The organism is Nocardioides dubius, assembly GCF_039528155.1.
GTDB classification, from domain to species: domain Bacteria; phylum Actinomycetota; class Actinomycetes; order Propionibacteriales; family Nocardioidaceae; genus Nocardioides; species Nocardioides dubius.
The window spans coordinates 373,806-393,150 of record NZ_BAAALG010000011.1 but is presented as its reverse complement, the minus strand read 5'-3'; the positions used below and the strand labels follow the sequence as shown (position 1 = coordinate 393,150).

Sequence of the window (19,345 nt, the reverse complement as noted above, 5' to 3'; positions counted from 1 at the left end):
TGGCCGAGGCCGGCGTGGAGCGGCCGACCACCGTGGTGGTCAGCTCGACCAACCCGCGCGCCGCCGCGACCCTGCGCAAGCTGCTCGGCTCCGACGGCGCCGACGCCCGGATGGAGGCGAGCACCGGCTTCACCGGCGCCGCGCACCCCGGCCTGCTGCTGGCCGACGCCCTGGACCGCGCCGCGCCGGACGAGACGGTGCTGCTGGTCTCGGCCGCGGACGGCGCCGACGCCTGGCTGCTGCGCGTGGGCGAGCAGATCGCCGCCACCCGCTCCGGGCCCAGCGTCGCCGACCAGCTCGCGCGCCGTCGCGCCGTCGGCTACGGAGACTTCCTGCGCTGGCGCGGGCTGCTCGACGTCCAGGGCCCGGCCCGGCCGGCGTCCGCAGCCCCGGCCGCACCGCCGATGCATCGGCGCCGTGGCTGGAAGTACCGCCTGGAGGCGGTGCGCTGCGTCGAGTGCTCGACGGTCACCGCCCCGCCGGGCAAGGCCTGCTCGGGCTGCGGCTCGATCACGCCCGGCAAGCCCGAGCTGCTGCACGACGCCGAGGTGCGCGTGGTCAGCGTGACCCAGGACCTGCTCACCACCATGCCGGTCCCGGCCGTGGCCGTGGTCATCGCCGACGTCGACGGTGGCGGGCGGCTGAGCGGCTACGCCACCGACGTGGATGCCGACGACGTCGTGGTGGGGGGCCGGATGCGGCCCACCTTCCGCCGGATGTGGACCACCGACGGCATTCACAACTACTTCTGGAAGCTGCGACCCGTGGAGGGTGACGATGTCGACTAACCGGATGATCCACGACGTGGCGATCGTCGGGATGGGGTGCACCCCGTTCCGCGACCACTGGGACAGCTCTGCCGACGACCTGCTCGTCGACGCCGTGCACGAGGCGATCGGCACCGTCGAGGGCCTCGCGCTCGACGCCGTCGACGCGTTCTGGGTCGGCACCCAGGGCTCGGGGATGAGCGGGCAGACGCTCTCGAAGCCCTTGCGGCTCAAGGGCAAGCCGGTGACCCGGGTCGAGAACTACTGCGCGACCGGCTCCGAGGCGTTCCGCAACGCCGCGTTCGCGGTCGCCTCGGGCGCCTACGACATCGTGATGGCGACCGGCGTGGAGAAGCTCAAGGACTCCTCCTTCTCCGGCCTGACCGCGACCTGGCCGCCGGCGGACGGCAGCGACGTCGACTGGACGGCGCCGGGCGGCTTCTCGCTGCTCGCGCCCGCCTACCAGTCGGCACACGGACTCGACGACTCCATGCTGCGCGAGACGCTGACCGCGATCGCGGTGAAGAACCACGCCCACGGTGCGCTCAACGAGCGCGCGCAGTTCCGCAAGGCGGTCGACGCCGCATCGGTCGAGCGCTCCCCGCGGATCGCCGGTCCGCTGCGGGTGATGGACTGCTCCGGCGTCTCGGACGGCGCCGCTGCCGCGATCCTGGTCCGCGCCGAGGACGCGCACCTCTACACCGACCACCCGATCTACCTGCGGGGGATGGGCTTCGTCTCCGGAGCCGGCGAGGGCCTGGCCACCGACGGCTACGACTTCACCACCTTCCCCGAGGTCGTCGAGGCGGCGCGGGTCGCCTACGAGCAGGCCGGCGTCACCGACCCGGCGACCCAGATCTCGCTGGCCGAGGTGCACGACTGCTTCACCCCGACCGAGCTGGTGCTGATGGAGGACCTCGGCTTCTCCGCACGCGGCCAGGGCTGGAAGGACGTGCTCGCCGGGCGGTACACGCTCGCCGGGGACCTGCCGGTGAACACCGACGGTGGGCTCAAGTCCTTCGGTCACCCGATCGGCGCCACCGGACTGCGGATGATGTACGAGTGCTGGCTGCAGCTGCGTGGACAGGCGGGCGAGCGTCAGGTGCCCGATGCCAGACTGGCCCTCACCCAGAACCTGGGCGGTCAACCCGGATCCTGCGTCGCCTTCGTGGCGGTGCTGGGCAACGAGCAGGGAGAGCCGGCATGAGCCGCATCGACTTCACCGGCCGCTCCGTGATCGTGACCGGGGCCGGCAACGGCATCGGCCGCGCGCACGCGATGCTGCTCGCCGAGCGCGGCGCGCAGGTCGTCGTCAACGACATCGGCGGCGCGGTCGACGGGACCGGTGCGGGCACGGCGGCCGCGACGGTCGTCGACGAGATCCGCGCGGCAGGCGGCATCGCCGTCGCCTCGACCCACTCGGTCGCCGACGCCGAGGGCGGCGCCGGCCTGGTCGACGTCGCGATCAGCGAGTTCGGCCGCCTCGATGCGGTGATCCACAACGCCGGCATCCTGCGCGACCGCTCCTTCGCCAAGATCACCGACGCGGACATCGACCCGGTGCTCGACGTGCACCTGCGCGGTGCCTTCCACGTGCTGCGCCCGGCGTGGGCGCACTTCATCGAGCAGAAGTACGGGCGGGTCCTGCTCACCACGTCCGCCTCCGGGCTGCTCGGCAACTACGGCCAGGCCAGCTACGCCGCCGGCAAGGCCGGACTGCTCGGTCTGATGAACGTGCTCTCGGTCGAGGGCGCCCGGCACGGGATCACCGTCAACGCGCTCTCGCCGACGGCGGCGACCCGGATGACCGAGGGTCTGCTCGGCGACCTGGCCGCGCACTTCGACCCGCGCCATGTCGCAGCCGTCGCTGCCTACCTGGTCAGCGAGCAGTGCTCGCTGACCCATCACGTGATCTCGGCCAGCGGCGGCCGGGTGGCGCGGCTCTTCGTCGGCTCCACCCAGGGCTGGTACGGCGGCACCGAGCCGGTGCAGCCCGAGCAGATCCACGAGGCGATGGACCAGATCTGCGACCTGGACGGGTTCATCGTGCCGGACGACGGCAACGACGAGGTCGCCCTGATCCGCAAGGCGCTGCTGGGCGGCTGAGCCGCCCGCGCCCACCCGAACGAAGACCTGAGAGGGAACAGATGCCAGTCAGCGAAGTCCACCACGTGGCGGTCACCGTCTCCGACCTGGAGCGCGCCGCGTCGTTCTACGAGCACGCGCTCGGCTACCGGCGCACGCTGCGCACCGACGTCGGCGGACCGGGGATCGAGACCTCCCTGGGCCTGCCGGCCGGAACCACCGGCAAGGTGCAGTACCTGCAGGGCCCGAGCCAGGTCGGCCAGCTGGAGCTGATCGAGTGGAACGGGACCGCCACGCGCACGCCGTCCGCGGGCCACCTGGAGCTGGGCACCTTCCTGCTCAGCTTCGAGGTGCCGCGCGAGGAGCTCGCCGACGTGTACGCCAAGGTCGTCGAGCACGGCGGCGAGCCGTTGACCGAGCCCAACCGGGTGCTGTTGGAGAACTACGGCTACATCGAGGCGTTCGCCTGCCGCGACCCCGACGACAACCTGCTGGAGTTCGTCTCGCTGCCGACCCGGGAGGAGATCCGCGCGCTGCGCGCCGAGAGCAGCGGAAGCGGGCAGTGATGGCCGTCGCCAACCTCACCGAGGTGTTGCGCCGCCAGGCGAACCGGCGCGGTGACGCCGAGGCGCTGGTCGACGGCGCCCAGCGCTGGACCTACGCCGAGCTGGACGCCGACGTCGACCGCTACGCCGCCGCGCTGCTGGCGGGCGGCGTGCGGGCCGACGACCTGGTCGGCCTGCTTGGTCGCAACCATGCCCGCTACCTGATCGAGCTGCTGGCGATCGCTCGGATCGGCGCGGTGTCGGTGCCGTTGAACTGGCGCCTGCACGCCGACGAGCAGAGCTGGATCCTCGACCAGGCCGGGATCGGCGTGCTGCTCTTCGACGACGACTTCGCCGACGACGCCGCGACGCTGCGCGAGCGCGCCGGGCTTCGGGTCAGCCTCGCCCACGGCGAGCGGACGGTCGGCGGCGATCCGCGGATCGACGACCTGCTCGCGCAGGTCCCGGCCGGCGTCCGGGTGCCGGATGCGGAGAAGGGGCCCGACGACCTGCACCGGCTGCTCTACACCTCCGGCACCACCTCGCGCCCCAAGGGCGTGATGCACACCTACGGCAACATCGCCGCCAACCATCTGGGGCAGCTGCTCGAGCTGGAGCTGACCCCGGCCGACCGGATCCTGATCTCGGCGCCGCTCTTCCACGTCAGTGGCCTGGAGGCACCGGGGCTGGCCACCTTCCTGGCCGGCGGCACGATCGTGCTCTGCGAGACGTTCAAGCCCGACGAGATCGCCGAGGTCGTGCACCGCGAGCAGGTCACGGGACTGGTGCTCGCCGCACAGATCCTCTTCGGGATCATGGACCTCGGCCGGATGGACGACCTGGCCAGCATCCGCTACCTGCTCTTCGCCGGCGTCGCGCCGACGGTCCGGCGCCGGGTCAAGGAGCTGCTGCCGCAGGTGCGCCTGGTCGACACCTACGGGATGACCGAGCTGACCAACGGCTGCTGCTACATGGACGCCGCGCACGAGCAGGAGAAGGTGGGCGCTCTCGGCGTCCCGCTCCCGCTGATGCAGCTGCGGATCGTGGACGCCGACTTCCAGGAGGTGGAGGCCGGGACCCAGGGCGAGATCATCGTCCGCGGGGCGAAGGTCTCGCCCGGCTACTGGCGTGACGAGGCGACCACCGCGGCGTCGCGCCGCGACGGCTGGTTCCTGACCGGCGACGTCGGCTACCTCGACGTCGACGGCTACCTCTGGTTCGTCGACCGTCGCACCGATCTGATCAAGTCCGGCGGCGAGAACGTCGCCACGGCCGAGGTGGAGCGGGTGCTCGCGGCGCTCGACGGTGTCGCCGAGGTCGCGGTGATCGGGGTTCCGGACCCGCGCTGGGACGAGGTCCCCAAGGCGTTCGTGCTGCTTGCCGAGGGTGCCGACCTGGACGAGGACGCGATCCGCAGCCACTGCCTGGCCCACCTCGCGAAGTTCAAGGTGCCGCGCGACATCGCGCTGGTCGACGCCCTGCCGCGCAACGACTCCGGCAAGGTGCTCAAGCGGGTGTTGCGCGCGAACGAGACCGGGGGAGAGCGATGAGCACCGCCAACCTGAGCCGTCTGGTCAGCAGCAACGCGCGGCGCTTCGGCGACGCTGAGGCGCTGGTCTTCGAGGACCGCCGCTGGAGCCACCGCGAGCTGGACCAGGACGTGCACGCCGTCGCCGCCGGGTTGCGCAGTCAGGGTCTCGGCCCGGGCCGCCGGGTGGCGGTGGTCGCCAACAACGTGCCGGAGTTCCTGATCCTGGCGCTCGGCCTGGCGCGACTGGGCGGCGTCCTGGTGCCGCTGAACTACCGGCTCACCGCCGGCGAGCTGCATCAGCTGCTGCGGCACGCCCGGGTGGATGCGGTCGCCTCGGTGCCGGAGTTCGCCGAGGTGACCGGTGCCGCTGCGGCCATGCTGGACGGCGACGTCACGCTGCTCGGCCTGGAGGAGATCCCCGGCTGGGCGAGCGTGCCCGCGCTGATCGCGGCGCACCGCGGCGAGCGGGTGGTCGACGCCGAGGTGGGCACCGACGACCTGCAGCGCATCGTCTACACCTCGGGCACCACCTCGCTGCCCAAGGGCGTGCGCCTGAGCCACGGCAACGTGAACGCCAACATCCACGCGCACGTGATCGAGCTGGGGCTGACCAGCGACGAGCGGCTGCTGAACTTCGCGCCGCTCTACCACGTCGGTGGCACCGACATCCCGGGCTACGCGGTCTGGGCTGCCGGCGGCTGCATGGTGCTGCTGCGCCGCTTCGACGCCCAGGAGGTGCTGCGGGCTGTCGAGCGCGAGCGGATCACCGGGATGGTGGTGGCGGCGACCATGCTGGACATGATCAGGCGGGATCTGCCGCAGCCCGCGCCGGACCTCTCCAGCGTCCGCTGGATCATCTACTCCCAGGTCACCCGGCCGCTCTTCGAGGTGGCGCGCGAGCTGTTCCCCGGCGCTCGGCTGACCGAGGGCTACGGGCTCACCGAGACCTGCAGCGCGCTGACCTACCTCGACCGCGCCCACATGGAGTCCAAGCAGGGCTCGGTCGGCCTGACCGTGGCCGGCGTCGACGTCCGCGTGGTCGACGAGGAGGGCCGCGACGTGCCGCCGGGTGCGGACGGCGAGGTGATCGCCCGCGGTCCCAAGATCTCGGCCGGCTATCTCGACGACGACGCCGCGACCGCAGCGGCGTTCCGCGACGGCTGGTTCCACACCGGCGACATCGGCTGCCTCGACGAGGACGGCTACCTCTTCATCCGCGACCGGCTCAAGGACATGATCCGCAGCGGCGGCGAGAACATCGCCAGCGCCGAGGTGGAGGCCGTGCTCGCCGCCCATCCCGACGTGCTCGCGGTCTCGGTGGTCGGCGCCCCGGACCCGGTCTGGGTGGAGGTCCCGGTCGCCTTCGTGATCGGACGCCCCGGCGTCGAGGCCGAGTGCCTGATCGAGTTCGCCCGCGCCCGGCTCGGCAGGTTCAAGGTGCCCAAGGCGATCTACCTGGTCGAGGAGTTCCCGACGAACCCCTCCGGCAAGGTGCTCAAGCGGGAGCTCCGCGCACTGCAGCCGGCCCTGACCCCGCACTGGCAGTACACCGCTTCCAGCTAGCGGGACGGCATGTGAGGGCGCGGAAGCCCCAACCGCGCCCTCGCATGTCAACCTCGGGCCGTCGACCCACCGCCCTTGCCTGCTGGAGGCTTCGGCAGACGGCCGGAGCGGATTGGGGCGGGCGGCTTGCTCGCCCCGGACGCGCGGTAGCCGGAGTGGCGCGGCGGAAGAGTCACCTTCTTGGCGGGTGGCTTCTCTGTCATGGCTGGACCTCCGTTCGCTTCATTGTGCCGGAGTCTCCTTGATCTGGCGAGGCAAGCAACTCGATGAGAACGGCACCTGTGCAGTCGATGATGGCTCCCGTCGATCCATCGACGGGAGCGCCGATCGTTCCGTCCGTGGAGACCTGCATGCTCACCTCGACGAACAGGGAGCGCGGGTCCGGCCAGGACGACGCATATGACTCCTCGCCGAACCATCCGGCGAACCACGATCCATCGCCATCCCTCACCCGCACGTAGCAGGGACCGATGTTCTGGAAGGCCACGTCCCAGGCTGACGGCCGTGGATCCGTGCGGGTCCATTGGTCGGAGAGCAGCCGGCCTGACAGACGCTGCCAGCGGCCGGTCGCGGCGACTCGGGCCACGATGAAGGCCGTCGCGGCCGGGACCAGGAACGCAGCCGCGAGGCCGAGCAGCGCGAATCGTCGCGGGCTGTCGAGCACGTTGTGTTGTAGCCGGCCCGGTTCTGCGACGGCGGTGCCGAGCACGAGGATGTAGGCGAGGGCGAACACCGCGCTCAGCGTGATCGCGCTGAGGATCCGGGTGGTCATCTCCGTATCGCCGGGGGTCCGGCCACGCAGGCGGATCCGGACGCCCTGGAACACGAAACCGGGAACGATCAGGATGAGGGTCACCAGAACTTGGGTCGCTGAACTCGGGATCGGCATCGCGGGCCTCTCTGGACGGGGACGGTTGAGGTCGTCCGTCCGTCGCTGGCGTGCGCCGTCGCCGGGTGTGGTGTCGGCTGTGGAAGCACCCTAGGACGCACCTCCGACAGCGTCCTCTTCCATCCAGGCGGGCGCTTCCGCCTGCCCGGGCCTACCTGCGCAGGCGCTCCATCGAGGTGGCGCCGGCGTCGGCGTCCTGGCCGCTGAGGTGCTCGGTCTGGGTCTGCCACTCCAGCTCCCAGGCGGGCTCCACGTCGCGTGGTGCCCGAGCCAGGCGGAGCATCCGGCCCATCGCCGCCGGGTCGGCCGAGGCCAGGCCCTGGGCGAGGGAGAGGGCGCGGGCCTGGAGCGCGTCGTCGTCGACGACCTCGGTGACCAGGCCGATGCTCGCGGCCTGGTCGGCGCTGAGCGCCTCGGCGGTGAGCAGCAGCCGCCGCGACCAGGCCTGGCCGACGGCGCTGGGCAGCATCGCGCTGGAGCCCCAACCCGGGACCTGGCCCACCCGCAGGTGGCGGTCCCCGACGCTGGCGCTGTTCCCCGCGATCGCCAGGTCGCAGGCCAGCATCAGCTCCAGTCCACCTCCGTAGGCGGCACCGTTGACGGCCGCGACGGTCGGCACCGGTGCCGCGCTGATCGCGCGGACCAGATCCCGTCCCCGCCCCAGGAACGCCCGCAGCGCGGGCGGGTCGTCGAGCAGTGCGGTGCCCTCGGCCAGGTCCGCCCCGGCACAGAACGAGCGACCGGTGCCGGTCAGCACCAGAGCGCGGACCTCCGGCCCGGCGGCCGCCGCCAGCCACTCCTCGAGACCGGCCATCACCGTGCTGCTGCAGGCGTTCCCGGACTCGGGGCGGTCGATCCGGGCGTGCAGCACCGCACCGTGGCGGCTGATCACCACGCTCATCCGAGGCCCACGCTGAGCTTGCCGAACGCCTCGCCGCCGGTCATCCGCCGCACCTGCTCGCCGAGCCGCTCCAACGGCACGACGCTGTCCACCTCGGGGCGCAGTCGATGGCGATCCACCATCGCAATCAGCGCGGTGAACTCCTCGAAGGTGCCCATCGTGGAGCCGTGCACGGTGATCTCGCGGGCGAAGAGCCGGGCCAGGTTGAGCTCGGCGACGAAGCCGGTCGCCGAGCCGCAGGTGACCACCCGGCCACCGACGGCGGTCGAGGCCACGGAGTGCTCGAAGGTGGCCGGGCCGACGGCGTCGATCACCACGTCGGCAAGGTCGTGGAGTCGCTCGCCGACCTCGATCGCCCGGTCGGCACCGAGTGCCAGGGCACGCTCCCGCTTCTGTGCCGAGCGGGAGCTGACCACCACGCTGGCGCCCACCGCCCTGCCCAGGGCGATGGCGGCCGTCGCCACGCCGCCGCCAGCGCCCTGGACCAACAGCGTCGAGCCGGCCTGGAGGCGTCCCTGGGTGAAGAGCATCCGGTAGGCGGTCAGCCATGACGTCGGCAGGGCGGCGGCCTCGGCCCAGCTGAGGTGCTGCGGCTTAGTGACCAGGTGCTCGCTGCGCACCAGGGCCTGCTCGGCGAGCAGGCCGCGCCCGAGGTCGCTCAGCAGGACGCCGTTGGGAGTGACGTTGGCCGGCGCCGCGCCGGGAACGACCGGGTAGACGATCACCTCCTGCCCGGCGTCGGTCACCCCGGCGCCGTCGCTGCCCAGCACCCGCGGGCCCGCCGCGGGGGAGGGGGCCAGGCCGCGCAGCATCCAGACGTCGTGCATGTTCAGTGCGGCCGCCCGCAGCCGGACCCGGGCATGGCCCGGCGCGTCCTCGGCCACGGCGCATGGCCCGATGACGAGGGCCCGCTCCGGGTGGTCGGGGTCGGGGGAGCCGACCTGGGCGGCGAGCATCTGCGGTTCGGGCATCTCGGTCCTCTCGGGGTCAGGGCAGGGGTTGGAGCAACGCGTGGGTGTGGACCAGGGCGAAGCGGCGGGTGCTGACGCCCATCCGGTCCCACGGCTTGGCCCAGCTGAGGTGGGGCGCGACGCCCCAGGCGTCGAGGTGGGCGGTGCTGAGCCGGCGCGCCTGCTCCTGCTCGGCGCTGTGGTGGGCGGCGAGCTCGCGACATCGGGCCTCGACGTCGAGGAACGGGTACTGGTGCGCCGGGCAGGCGACGGCGGCACCGAGCCCGCCGATGGTGGCCAGGGTGCCGAGCAGATCGCCGACCGGGTCGTCGCCTCGCAGCGGGGCCAGGGCCAGCTGCACGGGGCCCTCGGGCATCAGGGTGTCGCCGGTGAAGACGTAGCCGGCCGGGTGCAGGTAGACGGTGTGGCCGTAGGTGTGCCCGGGCGCGTGCACCGCGCGCAGGGTGACGTCGCCGAAGGCGAGCTCGGTGATCGGCTCGACCAGCAGCCGGTCGGGGACCAGCGCCTCACGGTGCACGGCCACGCTCTTCGCCGCCTCGAACATCTCCGCGCGCTGCTCGGCAGGCACCCCGGTGCCGTCGAGCACCGTGGCGAGCTGGCCGAGGAATCCGTCGCGCTCCTGGCGCTGCCAGGTGAAGTCGTCGCGCCGGTGGATCACCACCTCGGCACCGGAGGCGTCGCGGATCTGCTCGGCGAGCCCGACATGGTCGGGGTGGTTGTGGGTGAGCAGGACCGCGACCACCTCCTCGACCCGATGGCCGATCGCGCGCAGCGAGTCGTTCAGGCTGCGCCAGCAGACGGGGTGCTCGTAGGCGGCGTCGATCAGCACCAGGCCGGCGCTGGTGCGCACCGCGTAGACGATGATCGCCCGCAGCGGGCTGCCGGCCAGCGGCACCGGGATCGCGAACACTCCGTCGCCGAGCTCGGTAGGCGGTGCCACCTGCTTGGCCCGGTGGAGTTCTGCGAGTTTGTGCTGAAAGGGTGTGGACATCGGTTCAGGTCCCCTCTAAGGTTGACGAGAACATACCGAATGGTCGGAACTAACTTCAAGGGGTGACCATGGAGCACGAGGACCGGATCGGCTTCCGGTTGTGGGCCGCGGCGGAGCCCGATCTGACTGCGGTCATCGACGCCGAGGACCGCACCGTCACCTACGGCGAGCTGTTCGCCGAGGTGAACCGGATCAGCCACGGCTTCCGTGAGCGCCACGGACTGCGCGAGGGTGACACCGTCGCCTGCGTGATGGAGAACTCGGTCGGGATGATCGCGCTCTATCTCGCGGCGATGCAGAGCGGAATCTATCTGGTCACCGTCAACTACCACCTGACGCGGCACGAGATCGAGTACATCCTCGCCGACTCCGCGGCGAAGCTGGTGGTCTGCTCGCCGCGGGCGGAGGAGGCGGTGGTCGCTGCGACCGAGGCCCCCGTCGTCGTCGACGGGCAGCCGGCGCACGGCGCCTCGCCCTGGTCGGCGCTGGGCGAGGGCATGCCCGCCACGTCGCCGGAGCAGGTCCCGGCCGGCTCGCTGATGATGTACACCTCCGGCACCACCGGGCGGCCCAAGGGCGTGCGTCGTCCGCTCAGCGGGGCGACGGCCGACGAGGGCGCACGCACCTACGTCTGGCTCTTCTCCGAGTTCGGCATGGCGCGCTCCGCGTTCTCCGCCTGGCTGGTCGCGGCGCCGCTGTACCACTCGGCCAACATCACGCCCGCCATGGGGGCGCTGAACGCCGGCGGCACGCTGGTGCTGATGCGCGGCTGGACGCCGGAGGGCTTCCTCGAGCGCGTCGAGCAGCACCGGATCTCGGGCACCAGCATGGTGCCGACCCACTTCCACCGGCTCCTGCAGCTGCCCGACGAGGTGCGCTCCGGCGCCCGGGTCGACTCGCTGGAGTACGTGATCCACGGTGCCGCGCCCTGCCCGATGGAGATCAAGCAGCAGATCATGGACTGGTTCGGTCCGGTGGTCTACGAGTACTACGGCTCGACCGAGGTCGGCACCACCATCGCCAGGCCCCAGGAGTGGCTCGACCACCCCGGTACCGTCGGCCGGGTGGCCTCCATCTCCACGCTGAAGATCCTCGACGCCGACGGCAACGAGGTGCCGACCGGCGAGACCGGCATCGTGTACATGCGCCAGGGTGAGGACAAGGTCGGGTACCACAACGACGACGCCAAGACCGAGGCGTCACGGCGCGGAGGCCTGCTCACCGTCTGGGACGTCGGGCACGTCGACGCCGACGGCTTCCTCTACATCACCGGCCGGATGAGCGAGATGATCCTGGTCGGCGGGGTGAACGTCTACCCGGCTGAGATCGAGGGGGTGCTGCTGGCCCACCCCTGGGTCGCCGACGCCGGAGTGGTGGCGCGCAAGCACCCCGACCTGGGCGAGGTCCCGATCGCCCATCTGTCACTCGCCGCGCAGGCGCCGGACGAGGCGACGGTGCTGGCCGCGGTCGCCGAGCACGTCGCCGAGCGGCTCGCGGGCGCCAAGCATCCGCGTGAGTACGTCGTCCACGAGACGCTGCCGCGCGACCCCAATGGAAAGCTCTACAAGGCGCGACTGCGCACTGCCCAGGAGGTGGGCTGAGATGGACTTCGAGGACTCCGCTGACGAACTGCGGTTCCGGGCCGAGGCGGCCACCTGGATCGCCGAGGCGATGACCGACATCCCGGACCAGGAGCCGCTGCCCCAGGCCGAGCGGGAGGAGTGGTCCCGGCTGTGGCAGGACCGGCTCTCCGCCGGTGGCTGGGTCGGCCTGTCCTGGCCGGCCGAGGTGGGCGGTCGCGGAATGGACGCGCTCTCCCAGGCGATCTTCAACGAGGAGTGCGCCAAGGCCGGCGCGCCGTACCCGTTGAACGGTGTCGGGATGATGCTGGCCGGCCCGACGATCCTGACCCACGGCACCGAGGAGCAGAAGGCGCGCTACCTGCCGCCGATCCTGGACGGCCAGGAGTACTGGTGCCAGGGGTTCAGCGAGCCCGGCTCGGGCTCCGACCTGGCCAGCCTGCGGACCTCGGCGAAGAAGGTCGACGGCGGCTGGATCGTCAACGGCTCGAAGATCTGGACCTCGAACGCACACCACGCCACCAAGTGCATGCTCCTGGTGCGCACCGACGCCGAGGCCGGCAAGCACGCCGGGATCAGCTACCTGCTCGCCGACATGGACAAGTTCAAGGTCAGCTCGCTGGTGATGATCAACGGCGACACCGAGTTCAACGAGATGTTCCTGGACGACGTCTTCGTGGCGGACGAGGACGTGCTCGGCGGCGTCGGCAACGGCTGGCGGGTGGCGCTGACCACCCTGGCCTTCGAGCGCGGCAGCATGGCGCTCAACCTCTGGGTCTGGGCCCGCGAGGCGGTGGACCGGATCATCGAGATCGCGACCGAGACCGGCGCGATCGAGGACCCTGCCGTGATCGACCAGATCGGTGCGCTGCACTGCGACGCCGAGGCGGTCCGGGTCGGCTCGATGCGGATGGTCGGCGAGACCCGCGCCGGAGCGGCGCCGGGCCCGGAGACCTCCGCCCTGAAGAGCCTGTGGGCCGGCGTGGTGCAGAACGCCAACCGGCTCGCGGTCCAGCTCGACGGCACCTCCGGCGTCCTGCTGGACACCGAGGGCGCCGCCGCCCGTATGCGCCGCTACCTGCGGGCGCGGGCGCACACCATCGAGGGTGGGACCGAAGAAGTGCAGAAGTCGATCTTGGCGGAGCGGGTCCTCGACCTGCCTCGCTCCCGGTAGGAGGCAGCAGATGCGAGCAACGTTCACACAGGACCAGGCCGACATCGCCAAGACCGTCGAGGCGATCGCCGCCTCCGCCGAAGGCGAGACCCGCTCCTTCCTGGACGCCCCGTGGCGGGCCCCGGCGATCGACGCGACGCTGCTGAGCGACTTCTCGGTGCTCGGCGTTCCCGAGCGGTCCGGGGGAGTGGACTCCAGCCTGGTCGACCTGATGGTCGCCGTGGAGACCCTCGGCCGGGCGCTGGCGCCCACCTCCTTCGTCGCCCACGCCGCCGCCGTGCAGCTGATGGTCGACTCCGGTGCCGACCTGACGGCCGCGCTCGACGGCTCGGCGCGCTGGACCTACGCGGTGGACGAGCCCGGCCTCACCGGCTGGCCGACCTCCCTCGGCGAGCAGAAGACCCTGGTGCCGTGCCTGGCCGGCGCCGACGCGGTCGTCGCAGCCGGTGGCGACGGCGTCCGGCTGGTGCAGCCCGACGACGTCCGCGAGCGGGTCTCCTTCGACCCGTCGCGGCCGATGTCCGACCTGCGCGTCCCGGCAGGGGAGTCGCTGCCGCTCGGCCGTGGCCTGCAGCGCGCCACCCTGGTCGCGGCTGCCGAGATGTGCGGCGTCGCCCAGGGCGCGATCGCTCTGGCCGGTGGCCATGCGCGCTCGCGCCAGCAGTTCGGCCGGGTGATCGGCTCGTTCCAGGGCGTGGCCTTCCAGCTCGCCGAGGCGGTGGCGCAGGCCAAGGCCGCCTGGGACCTGACGGTGCACGCGGCCTGGGCGGTCGAGAACGACAAGCCCGAGGCCGACATGCAGGTGCACGCCGCCAAGGCGTCCGCCGGCCGGGCGGCGGTCTTCGCCGCGGAGCGCTGCATCCAGGTGCACGGCGGCATGGGAATCACCATGGAGGCCGACCCGCACCTGTTCCTGCGCCGGGCGATGGTGCTCGATGCCGGCCTGGGCTCGGCGTCCTGGCACCGCCGCCGGGTCGGAGCGCTCCGGATCGCCGGTTCGCGCTGAATCTGCTGACAACTCTTTACCCGGGCTGACCCGGGGCACTAACATACCGTCTGGTCGGAATAAAGGAGACCTCCGTGAAGTTCGGAATCATGAATCTGTTCCCGGTTGCCGATGGCGCCTCGGACCACGCCGTCCTGCGGGACACGTTGGACGAGATCCAGCTGGCCGACGAGCTCGGGTTCGACTCGGTGTGGCTCGCTGAGCACCACTTCTCCAAGTACGGCATCCTCGGCAGCCCGCTGAACTTCGGCATGGCGGTCGCCGAGCGCACCAAGAACATCACCATCGGCACCGCGGTGCTGGTGATCCCGCTGCACGACCCGATGCGTCTCGCCGAGGACATCGCCGCCCTCGACGTGCTCTCCCAGGGCCGGGTCACGATCGGCGTCGGCCGCGGCTACAACCCGCGTGAGTTCGAGGGCATGCGGGTTCCGCTGGCGGAGTCCAAGGGGCGCTACGCGGAGACCCTCGAGGTCGTCCGCCTGGCGCTCAGCCAGGAGGAGTTCAGCTTCCACGGCGAGTACTTCCACTACGACAAGGTGACCACCTACCCCCGGCCGTTCACCCCCGGCGGCCCGCGGATCCTGCAGGGCACCGTCTCCCCGGAGAGCTTCAGCGAGCGCGGCGCGATCGGCGAGGCGATCATCACCTCGCCGAACTTCACCCCACTGGGGATGATGAAGAAGAACTTCGACCTCTACCGTTCGGCCATGGAGAGCAACGGGCATGACATCAGCGGCTACGACCTGCCGTTCATGCAGCAGGTCTGGTGCGGGGACGACCAGGCCGGGCTCACCCAGGCCGCCGAGGCCGCGCTCCACTACTACAAGTCGGTCGGCAAGGTGATCCCCGGCTCCGAGCAGGCGCTCGAGCAGGAGCGTGCCTACTACAAGGCGGTCGCCAAGAACATCGACCTGCTCACCCTGGAGCAGACGCTGACCCACGGCGGCAACTTCGGCTCCTCGCAGCAGGTGATCGAGACGATCGAGATGCTGCGCGAGCAGCTCGGCATCAACCACTACATCGGCTGGCTGCGGATCCCGTCGCTGGACCGCACCGAGGCGCTTGCCTCCATGGAGCGCTTCGCCACCGAGGTGATCCCCTACTTCCGGGCGCAGGACGCCGCCCAGCAGGCCCCGATCGGAGCAGTGGCAGGGTGAAGACCAGTCTCTTCCTGAGCGCGCAGTTCGATCCCGCCGCCGACGTGCGGCGTGGCATCGACGACGTGCTGGACCAGGCGAATGCCGCTGAGGACGGTGGCTTCAGCTCCGTCTTCCTCGGCCACCACTACCTGGCCCAGTCCGCCTTCCTGCAGCCGATCCCGCTGGCGGCCTACCTGGCTCGCGCGACCGAGCGGATCGGGCTCGGCTTCGGCGTGCTGCTGGCGCCGTTGCTCAACCCGGTCGCGCTGGCCGAGGAGCTGGCCACCCTCGACGTGCTCAGCGACGGCCGGCTCACGGTCGGCATCGGTGCCGGCTACCGCAAGCGCGAGACCGAGGCCTTCGGCGTCGCCTGGCCCGACCGGCTGGCCAGGCTGCGTGAGTACGTGCCGATCCTGCGTGCGCTCTGGGCGGGGGAGAGCCTCGACCTCGACGGCACCTGGGGCACGGTGCCCAATGCCTCGCTGGCGCTGCGCCCCGTGCAGGCAGGCGGTCCGCCGATCTGGATCGGTGCCTTCGCCGAGCCCGCGATCAAGCGGGCCGCGCGCCTCGACTGCTCCTGGCTGATCGGCCCCAAGGGCGGTGAGGCGGAGCTGGCCGCAGGCCTGGCGCTCTACCGCGAGACCCTCGCCGAGCACGGCCACTCCCTCGAGCGTGCCTACCCGGTGAGCCGTGAGGCCTTCATCGCCGACACCCACGCCGAGGCCGTTGCCGGCATCCGGCCGCACCTGCAGCGCCAGTACGCCGGCTACAAGTCCTGGGACGACGCCCAGTCGATCGACCTCGACCGCTACATCGAGGAGGACTGCCTGGTCGGCACCGCCGACGAGGTGATCGCCAAGGCGCGGCACTGGGAGTCCGAGCTCGGGATCACCGAGATCAGCCTGCGCCTGCAGTTCGTCGGCGCCGGTCAGGACGAGGCGATGGACCAAATCCGCCGCTTCGGCTCCGACGTCATCCCGCAGCTGTCCGGAGGTGCCCGATGAACCCCAACCTCGGCCTGATCCTCGCCGACCGCGCCGCCCATCAGCCCGACGTCCTCGGCCTCTTCGACGAGGACGGCAACGGCCTCAGCTTCGCCCGCGCCGACCGGCTCGCCGGCGGCATCGCGGTGGCGCTGAGCGAGGCCGGCGTGCGGCCCGGGGACAGGGTCGCCGCCTACCTCACCAACGGCCCCGACCTCGCCCTGCTGCTCTTCGGCGCCTGGAAGATCGGCGCCATCCCGGTGACCATCTCCAGCCTGTACAACGAGCTGGAGCTCGCCGAGTCGATCACCAAGACCAGCCCGGTGCTGCTGGTGGTCGACGACGCGAAGCCGGACGTCGTCGCGGCCCTTGCCGGCACCATCGCCACCCGCAGCCTGTCCGGCGAGCTCGCCGGGGTCGAGCCGCTGGCCTGGGGCGAGGAGGTCGCCCTCGACGCCGTCGAGGTGGCTGCCGACGACGAGGCCTGCATCCTGTTCACCGGCGGCACCAGCGGCCGGCCCAAGGCGGTCAGCGTCACCCATGGTGGCGTGCGCGGCTCGCTGGCCCGGCTGGCCCGGGTCTCCACCGGCACCGAGGACGGCGGCACCGCGGCCGCGGACACGGCGCCGAACCTGATCGCCCTGCCGCTGTTCCACAGCGGCGGCCAGCACGCCCTGCTCTTCGCGCTGCACGTCGGGCGGGGATGCGTGGTGTGGCGCCGGTTCAGCCTGGACCGCCTGGAGCGGCTCACCGCACGGCACCGCTTCGACAACCTCTTCCTGCTGCCGACGATGCTCTTCGACATCGTGCACTCCGAGCAGACCATGCCGCTGGACTCGGTCAAGCAGATCCTGGTCGCCGGTCAGGCGTTGAGCTGGACGGTGCGCAAGGACTTCGAGGAGCGCTACCGGATCCCGATCCTGGTCAACTACGGCTCCACCGAGTCCGGGCACATCGCCGGCTGGACCGGCCGCGACATGCGCGCCGGGCTCTGGAAGCCGGGCTCGGCCGGCAAGGTCTACCCGGGCGTCGAGCTGGAGATCCGCGACGACGAGGGGCGCGCACTGCCCGGCGGCGAGCACGGCGAGATCGTGGTCCGCTCCGAGCTCACCCGCGGCTACGTCGACGACCCGGACGCCTCGGCCGAGCTGGTCCGCGACGGCTGGGTGCACACCGGCGACATCGGCTACGTCGACGAGGACGGCGTGCTCTTCCTGGCCGGCCGCAAGCGCGACATGATCAAGTGCGGCGGCTTCCAGGTCTGGCCCGAGGAGATCGAGGACGAGCTGCGGGCCCATCCGCTGGTCCACGACCTCCGGGTGGTCGGCACGCCCGACGACCGACTCGGCGAGATCCCCACCGCGCTGGTGGTGCGGGAGCCGGACGCCGGCGTCTCGGACGCGGAGCTGGTCGAGATCCTGATCGCCTTCGCCCGTGAGCGTCTTGCGCACTTCAAGACCCCGCGTCGCATCGAGTTCGTGCCCGAGCTCGAGCGCAGCGAGGCCGGCAAGATCAAGCGCGGAGCGGTCAGCCTGCCGACAGGAGGCGGCTCATGAAGTTCGGCATCATGGCCTCGCACCAGTACCCGCACGACGAGAGCCTGCGCGAGCACCTCGACGCGCTCTTCGGCACCGTGGAGACCGCGGCGGAGCTGGGCTACGACTCGGTCTGGACGATCAACCACTTCCAGTCCAACCTCGCCACGCCGCAGCCGATCTCGATGATCGGGTCGCTGATCCCGCGCACCGGCACGATGACCATCGGCACCGGCATCCTGTTGCTGCCGATGTTCCACCCGGTGCACATCGCCGAGGAGTTCGCCACGCTCGACCAGCTCTCCGGTGGCCGCGTCGTGCTCGGCGTCGGTGCCGGGTACCGGGAGAACGAGCTGGCTGCCTTCGGGATCGACCCGGACTCCCGGTTCCGCCGGCTCGACGAGTCGCTGCAGGTGATCCGCCGGCTCTGGTCGGGGGAGAGCGTCGACCACGACGGCGAGTTCTATCCGCTCACCGACGCCCGGATCGGCGTCGCTCCGCTGACGCCCGGCGGCCCCCCGATCTGGGTCGGCGCCGGCGGCAAGATCGCGGTGCGCCGCGCCGCCCGGCTCGGCGACGCCTGGTACGCGCCGGGCAACTCGCCGAACCCGACCTTCCTGCCCAAGCACCTCGCGCTCTACGACGAGGAGCGGAAGCGGGTCGGCCTGCCCACCGAGGGCATCGAGCGCCCGATCGGGCTCGAGGTCTACTGCGCGCCGACCACCCAGCAGGCGATCGACCAGGGCCTGCCGCACGCTCGCCGCGAGTACGCGACCTATGCGGAGTACCCGGCCCTGCGCTGGCAGAAGGAGCGCTTCGACGAGCTCGTCGCCAACACCCTGTTGTTGGGCTCGCCGGACGACCTGATCAAGCGCATCGGCGAGCTGCGCGACCTGGGCTTCAACCACATCATCTTCCGGCCCGGATGGCTGGGCATGCCGCCCGAGATGGTGCGGGAGTCCTTGCGGCTCTTCGCCACCGAGGTGTTCCCCGCCTTCCGCTGAACCCCTGACCTGAACGGCGTCGCTGCGACGCCGCCGCTGCACCACCCTTGAGAGGATCCGTCATGAAGAAGACCGAGGCTGAACTGCTCGCGACCCAGTGGGACGCCGAGAACATGATCACCGACCAGGCGACCATCGAGAAGTACGTGACCTACGACGTCGACGAGGAGCGTTCGGTCGCGACCATCACCTTCGACCGACCCGAGATGCTCAATGCGATCCCGGTCGCCGCCTTCGAGCGCGTCGGCGACCTGGTCCGCGAGGCGGAGTCCGACGACCGCGTCAAGGTGATCGTCTTCAAGGGCAACGGCGAGCACTTCGGCACCGGTGCCGACGCCGCCGAGCTGGGCCACTACATCGGCTACAAGTCGGGCACCGACAAGGCCTCGCGCCGTCGTCCGGCCCAGCGCCAGCGCATCCTGCCCGACCGCAACGTGCTGAGCTCCGGCTTCACCCGCCCGATCATCGAGTCGCTGAAGGCGACCATCTGCCAGGTGCAGGGCTACTGCTACGGCGGCCACTTCCAGATCGCGCTCTCCGCCGACATCGTGATCGCCAGCCCTGACGCGAAGTTCACCCACCCGGCCTTCCGCTACCTCGGCCCGGCCCCGCAGGACATGTACCACTGGATCGAGAAGGTCGGCCTGACCACGATGAAGGACGTCATGCTCACCATGC

At 71.4% G+C, this 19,345-nt stretch carries 17 protein-coding genes; 13 read left to right on the top strand and 4 right to left on the bottom strand.

Features of this window, described 5'->3' with window-relative positions; all coding sequences use genetic code 11:
* Positions 1 to 792 precede the first annotated feature (792 nt).
* The 5 genes from ABD151_RS14940 to ABD151_RS14920 are packed head-to-tail and all read left to right on the top strand — an operon-like array spanning position 793 to position 6,491.
* Complete coding sequence (locus tag ABD151_RS14940) at positions 793 to 1,974, top strand: acetyl-CoA acetyltransferase (RefSeq protein WP_343995564.1); 1,182 nt, start codon at positions 793 to 795, stop codon at positions 1,972 to 1,974.
* Positions 1,971 to 2,873: an SDR family NAD(P)-dependent oxidoreductase gene (locus ABD151_RS14935; protein ID WP_343995563.1), complete on the top strand. Its 903-nt coding sequence runs from the start codon at positions 1,971 to 1,973 to the stop codon at positions 2,871 to 2,873. The genes ABD151_RS14940 and ABD151_RS14935 overlap by 4 nt, the downstream gene beginning before the upstream one ends.
* A gap of 41 nt (positions 2,874 to 2,914) precedes the next feature.
* The gene (locus tag ABD151_RS14930) at positions 2,915 to 3,418 is read left to right on the top strand and encodes a VOC family protein (RefSeq protein WP_343995562.1); all 504 of its coding nucleotides are present in this window, start codon (positions 2,915 to 2,917) and stop codon (positions 3,416 to 3,418) included.
* Positions 3,418 to 4,947: a class I adenylate-forming enzyme family protein gene (locus ABD151_RS14925; protein WP_343995561.1), complete on the top strand. Its 1,530-nt coding sequence runs from the start codon at positions 3,418 to 3,420 to the stop codon at positions 4,945 to 4,947. The genes ABD151_RS14930 and ABD151_RS14925 overlap by 1 nt, the downstream gene beginning before the upstream one ends.
* Entirely contained in the window at positions 4,944 to 6,491 is a 1,548-nt protein-coding gene (locus ABD151_RS14920; protein WP_343995560.1) for a class I adenylate-forming enzyme family protein, read from the top strand. The genes ABD151_RS14925 and ABD151_RS14920 overlap by 4 nt, the downstream gene beginning before the upstream one ends.
* Before the next feature lie 199 nt (positions 6,492 to 6,690).
* On the opposite strand, the gene ABD151_RS14915 is transcribed toward ABD151_RS14920, so the two are convergent.
* The 4 genes from ABD151_RS14915 to ABD151_RS14900 all read right to left on the bottom strand — a co-directional run bounded on the left by ABD151_RS14915 (position 6,691) and on the right by ABD151_RS14900 (position 10,243).
* The gene (locus ABD151_RS14915) at positions 6,691 to 7,380 is read right to left on the bottom strand and encodes a DUF6338 family protein (protein WP_343995559.1); all 690 of its coding nucleotides are present in this window, start codon (positions 7,378 to 7,380) and stop codon (positions 6,691 to 6,693) included.
* Between the two features lie 151 nt (positions 7,381 to 7,531).
* The gene (locus ABD151_RS14910) at positions 7,532 to 8,281 is read right to left on the bottom strand and encodes an enoyl-CoA hydratase/isomerase family protein (protein WP_343995558.1); all 750 of its coding nucleotides are present in this window, start codon (positions 8,279 to 8,281) and stop codon (positions 7,532 to 7,534) included.
* A complete protein-coding gene (locus ABD151_RS14905; RefSeq protein WP_343995557.1) occupies positions 8,278 to 9,252 on the bottom strand; it encodes a zinc-binding dehydrogenase in 975 nt (324 codons plus the stop codon). The genes ABD151_RS14910 and ABD151_RS14905 overlap by 4 nt, the downstream gene beginning before the upstream one ends.
* Positions 9,253 to 9,268: 16 nt before the next feature.
* Positions 9,269 to 10,243, bottom strand: a complete 975-nt coding sequence (locus tag ABD151_RS14900; protein ID WP_343995556.1) for an MBL fold metallo-hydrolase — start codon at positions 10,241 to 10,243, stop codon at positions 9,269 to 9,271.
* Between the two features lie 68 nt (positions 10,244 to 10,311).
* On the opposite strand from ABD151_RS14900, the gene ABD151_RS14895 reads away from it, so the two are divergent.
* The 8 genes from ABD151_RS14895 to ABD151_RS14860 form a co-directional block, all read left to right on the top strand.
* On the top strand, positions 10,312 to 11,844 hold the full coding sequence (locus tag ABD151_RS14895; protein ID WP_343995555.1) for an AMP-binding protein: 1,533 nt from the start codon (positions 10,312 to 10,314) through the stop codon (positions 11,842 to 11,844).
* Position 11,845: 1 nt separating this feature from the next.
* On the top strand, positions 11,846 to 12,997 hold the full coding sequence (locus tag ABD151_RS14890) for an acyl-CoA dehydrogenase family protein (RefSeq protein ID WP_343995554.1): 1,152 nt from the start codon (positions 11,846 to 11,848) through the stop codon (positions 12,995 to 12,997).
* Between the two features lie 10 nt (positions 12,998 to 13,007).
* A complete protein-coding gene (locus tag ABD151_RS14885; RefSeq protein WP_343995552.1) occupies positions 13,008 to 14,003 on the top strand; it encodes an acyl-CoA dehydrogenase family protein in 996 nt (331 codons plus the stop codon).
* A 74-nt stretch (positions 14,004 to 14,077) separates the two neighbouring features.
* Positions 14,078 to 15,163, top strand: a complete 1,086-nt coding sequence (locus ABD151_RS14880) for an LLM class flavin-dependent oxidoreductase (protein WP_343995551.1) — start codon at positions 14,078 to 14,080, stop codon at positions 15,161 to 15,163.
* Positions 15,160 to 16,149 carry an LLM class flavin-dependent oxidoreductase gene (locus ABD151_RS14875; RefSeq protein WP_343995550.1) on the top strand — a complete coding sequence of 330 codons (990 nt, stop codon included), beginning with the start codon at positions 15,160 to 15,162 and terminating at the stop codon, positions 16,147 to 16,149. Before ABD151_RS14880 ends, ABD151_RS14875 begins: the two co-directional genes overlap by 4 nt.
* Entirely contained in the window at positions 16,146 to 17,684 is a 1,539-nt protein-coding gene (locus ABD151_RS14870; protein ID WP_343995549.1) for a class I adenylate-forming enzyme family protein, read from the top strand. Before ABD151_RS14875 ends, ABD151_RS14870 begins: the two co-directional genes overlap by 4 nt.
* Positions 17,681 to 18,667 carry an LLM class flavin-dependent oxidoreductase gene (locus ABD151_RS14865; RefSeq protein ID WP_343995548.1) on the top strand — a complete coding sequence of 329 codons (987 nt, stop codon included), beginning with the start codon at positions 17,681 to 17,683 and terminating at the stop codon, positions 18,665 to 18,667. The genes ABD151_RS14870 and ABD151_RS14865 overlap by 4 nt, the downstream gene beginning before the upstream one ends.
* 62 nt (positions 18,668 to 18,729) lie before the next feature.
* Positions 18,730 to 19,345 (top strand): enoyl-CoA hydratase/isomerase family protein (locus tag ABD151_RS14860; RefSeq protein ID WP_343995547.1); only part of this gene is annotated, 616 nt, incomplete at its 3' end.